The sequence below is a fragment of the Stenotrophomonas daejeonensis genome (genome assembly GCF_001431505.1).
GTDB lineage: Bacteria > Pseudomonadota > Gammaproteobacteria > Xanthomonadales > Xanthomonadaceae > Stenotrophomonas > Stenotrophomonas daejeonensis.
Window position 1 is genome coordinate 1 of sequence record NZ_LDJP01000098.1, and the last position, 3,736, is coordinate 3,736.

General features: G+C 70.6%; 5 protein-coding genes and 1 tRNA gene. All 6 read left to right on the forward strand.

The features are described 5' to 3' along the window. Positions 1-221: 221 nt before the first annotated feature. On the forward strand, positions 222-833 hold the full coding sequence (locus ABB34_RS13990; protein ID WP_057641995.1) for an LPS-assembly lipoprotein LptE: 612 nt from the start codon (positions 222-224) through the stop codon (positions 831-833). A gap of 44 nt (positions 834-877) precedes the next feature. Continuing rightward, a complete protein-coding gene (gene holA / locus ABB34_RS13995) occupies positions 878-1,921 on the forward strand; it encodes a DNA polymerase III subunit delta (protein ID WP_057641992.1) in 1,044 nt (347 codons plus the stop codon). Position 1,922: 1 nt separating this feature from the next. Then, entirely contained in the window at positions 1,923-2,615 is a 693-nt protein-coding gene (gene nadD, locus ABB34_RS14000) for a nicotinate-nucleotide adenylyltransferase (RefSeq protein WP_057641993.1), read from the forward strand. 59 nt (positions 2,616-2,674) lie between these two features. Further along, on the forward strand, positions 2,675-3,088 hold the full coding sequence (rsfS, locus tag ABB34_RS14005; protein ID WP_057641994.1) for a ribosome silencing factor: 414 nt from the start codon (positions 2,675-2,677) through the stop codon (positions 3,086-3,088). A 76-nt stretch (positions 3,089-3,164) separates the two neighbouring features. After that, positions 3,165-3,635, forward strand: a complete 471-nt coding sequence (rlmH, locus tag ABB34_RS14010; protein ID WP_057641996.1) for a 23S rRNA (pseudouridine(1915)-N(3))-methyltransferase RlmH — start codon at positions 3,165-3,167, stop codon at positions 3,633-3,635. Positions 3,636-3,659: 24 nt separating this feature from the next. Then, positions 3,660-3,736 (forward strand) — tRNA-Asn (locus ABB34_RS14015).

Consider the following 3,736-nt stretch of genomic DNA (forward strand, 5'->3'; position numbering starts at 1 on the left):
TGGCGCGCAAGCCGTGCCCTCCCGCCCCGGTGGGAGAGGGGCTTCAAAGCTCACGCTGCCAGGCAGGTTGGGGCTACGCCCCCGACGGCATGGTCCATTCGGCGAAGAACCTTCCTTGGCATTGAACGCCGCGCCGGTTTCATCCCCGCTCACGCGCGATGCGCGATGATGCCGGCCGATTCCTGTTGCCGCTCCCGGCCGGCTCCGCCAGACTTGTGTCCATGACCCGATACCTGATTGCCCTGTTCCTTGCCGCCGGTTTGTCCGGCTGCGGCTTCCACCTGCGCAACAAGCTCACGCTGCCCGACGACGTGCCCGCGGTCAAAGTGGAATCCTCGGTGCGCTACAGCGAGCTGGTGAAGCTGCTCAACCGCGGGTTGCGGACCTCGGGCGCCACGGTCGTCGAAGCGGACGAGGCGCTGCAGGGGGATGATGGCAAGGCGATGGGCGTGGCCAGGCTGAAGATCCGCTCCGAGCGCTGGGGCGACCTGCCCATCGCCATCGACGCGCGCGGCCGCGCCCAGGAATACAGCCTGCGCTACGCGGTGATCTTCACCTTCCTGCGCCCGGACGGCAGCGTGCTGGTACCGGAGCAGGCCATCGAGATGTCGCGCGACTACGTCTCGCAGCCGACCGACGCCACCGGCACCACCACCGAGCGCGAGATCCTCGCCGACGAGCTGCGCCGAGAAATGTCGGCCTCGATCCTGCGCCGCATCGACAGCGTGGCCCGTGCCGAAATCCAGCAGGGGCGTTCGCTGGATGGCGCCGGTACGGATGTCGATGACGACGATGCCGGCGGCAACGATATCGATGGCAACGATGCGGACTGAGCCGGCAGCCTCGCCGCGGGCTTGCGGGCGCGGGCGCTGAACCTATGGAGCTGCGTCCGGAACAACTTGCCACCCAGGCCGCTTCGCAGCCGCTGGCGCCGGTCTACCTGATCGCCGGGCCGGAACTGCTGCGGGTCATCGAGGCGGCCGACGCGGTGCGCGCCAAGGCACGCGCCGAAGGCATCGGCGAGCGCGAGGTGTTCGACGCCGATGGCCGCGATTTCGACTGGGGGCAGCTGTCCTCCAGCTTCAACGCGCCGAGTCTGTTCAGCTCGCGCCGGCTGATCGAACTGCGCCTGCCGGGCGGCAAGCCGGGCAAGGAGGGCGCCGAGGTCATCAGCGGGTTCTGCGCGCAACCGCCGGGCGACGTGGTGCTGCTGATCACCGCCGGCGAATGGAGCAAGTCGCACCACGGCAAGTGGGCCGATGCGGTCAACCGCACCGGCGTGCTGTCGGTGGCGTGGGCGATCAAGCCGCACGAACTGGGCGACTGGATCGAGCGCCGCCTGCGCGGCAAGGGCGTGCGCGCCGAGCCGGCGGCGGTGCAGCGGCTGAGCGAGCGGGTCGAAGGCAACCTGCTGGCCGCCGCGCAGGAGATCGACAAACTGGCATTGCTCGCCGATGGCGAGGTGCTGGACGTGGCGAAGATGGAGGAACTGGTCGCCAACGCCGCGCGCTACGACGTGTTCCGGCTGGTCGAGGCCGCGTTCTCCGGGCAGCCGCAGGCGGTCGTGCGCATGCTGGCCGGCCTGCGCGGCGAAGGCGAGGCGGTGGCCGCGCTGACCCCGATCCTGATCCGCGAACTGCTGCTGACCGCGGGGTTGGCAAGGGTGCAGGCCACCGGCGGCAACCTCGGCGTGGAAATGAAAGCCCGCGGCATCTGGGAATCGTGGCAGGCGCCGTTCAAGCGCGCCTTGCAGCGGCATCCGGCCCCGCAGCGCTGGGAGCGCTTCGCCGCCGAGGCCTCGCAGGTGGACCGCATGGCCAAGGGCCGCGCCGCCGGTGATCCGTGGCTGGCGCTGGAGCGCCTGCTGCTGGCGCTGGCGGAGGCGCAGGCGGTGCGCCTGCTGGCGCGTGGCACGCGCTGACGTGGCTGCCGGTTCCGCTCCAGGGCCGGCGTTGCTGCTGTTCTACGGCGGCACTTTCGACCCCATCCACAACGGCCACCTCGCCATCGCCCGCCATGCGCGCGACGAACTGGCGGTGCCGGTGCGGCTGATGCCAGCCGCCGATCCGCCGCATCGCCCGCCACCCGGCGCCGACGCCGCACAGCGCACGCGCATGCTGGAACTGGCGATCGCGGGCGAGCCGGGTTTGCAGGTCGATACCCGCGAGCTGCAACGCGCCGCGCGCCAGCCGGGCGTGCCGTCATGGAGCGTGGACACGCTGTGCGAAATCCGCGCCGAAACCGGCGCCGCGCGGCCGCTGGCCCTGCTGATGGGCGCCGACAGCCTGCTCGGCCTGCCGACCTGGCACGAATGGGAACACCTGCTCGACCTAGCCCACATCGTGGTGGCCGATCGCCCCGGCAGCGTGCTGGAAACGGCGATGCCGGCGGTGCTCGAACGGCGCCTGCAGGGTGCCTGGGCCGATGCCCCGGCCTGCCTGCGCGAACGCGCCGCCGGCCGGGTCTGGCGCCTGCGGCAGCCATTGCAGGCCGAATCGGCCACCGCCGTGCGCCGGTTGATCGCCAGTGGCGGTGACTGGCAGCAACTGCTGCCGGCGGCGGTGGCCGGGTATGTCGCCGCCCACGGCCTGTACGGCTGCGGCGCCACGGCGTGAATGCCGGCGGTGCCCGGTTTCCCTATAATCGCCCCCTTCATTCATCGAGCCATGCCGCTTTGACCACCGAAGCCCAAGTCATCAAGACCCAGTTGCCCAACCCACCGCCGTCCGTGCCGGCCCTGCTGGCCTCCGTCAACGCGGCGCTGGAGGAACTCAAGGCCAAGGATGCGGTGCAGATCGACGTGCGCGGCAAGTCCAGCGTCGCCGACTACATGGTCATCGCCTCGGGCACCTCGACCCGCCACGTCAAGTCCATCGGCGACGAAGTGGTGCGCTTCGCCAAGGACCTGGGCGTGATGCCGCTGGGCGTGGAAGGCGAGCGCGAGGCCGAGTGGGTACTGGTCGACCTGGGCGACGTCATCGTCCACGTCATGCTGCCGCGGGTACGCGAGTTCTACGCGCTCGAACGCCTGTGGACCGTGGGCGACCAGGCCCCGGCCGACGACGACGGCATGCAGGACGCCGGCTGACCGGCCGCGCCGGCACTGCCATGACGGCGCCGCGAGGCGCCGTCTTCGTTTCAAGCCCCCGCAAGGAGCCATGCGCATGAAAGCCCGCCTGATCGCCACCGGTGAACGCGCCCCGTCGTGGGTGGCGCAGGGCTTCGCCGAATACCAGAAGCGGCTGTCGCACTGGCTGCCGCTGGAACTGGTGGAGATCGAGCCGGGCCTGCGCGGCAAGGGCCGCGATGCGAAGCGCGCGATCGACGACGAAGGCAGGCGCGTGCTGGCGGCGCTGCCGAAGAACCCGTACGTGGTGGCGCTGGACGTGCCCGGCCGCCAACTGAGCTCCGAACAGCTGGCGCAGCGGCTGGAGCACTGGCGCGCGCAGGGCCGTGACCTCGCGTTCCTGATCGGCGGCCCGGAAGGGCACTCGCCGGAGGTATCGGCCACCGCCGACGAAAAGTGGTCGCTGGGCCCGCTGACCCTGCCGCACATGCTGGTGCGGCTGGTGGTGGCCGAACAGCTGTACCGCGCCGCGGCGATGTTGGCCAACCACCCCTACCATCGCGCGTGACAGGCGTATAGAATGCGCGTCCCCGCCCGAATAGCTCAGCCGGTTAGAGCACTTGACTGTTAATCAGGGGGTCGTTGGTTCGAGTCCAACTTCGGGCGCCA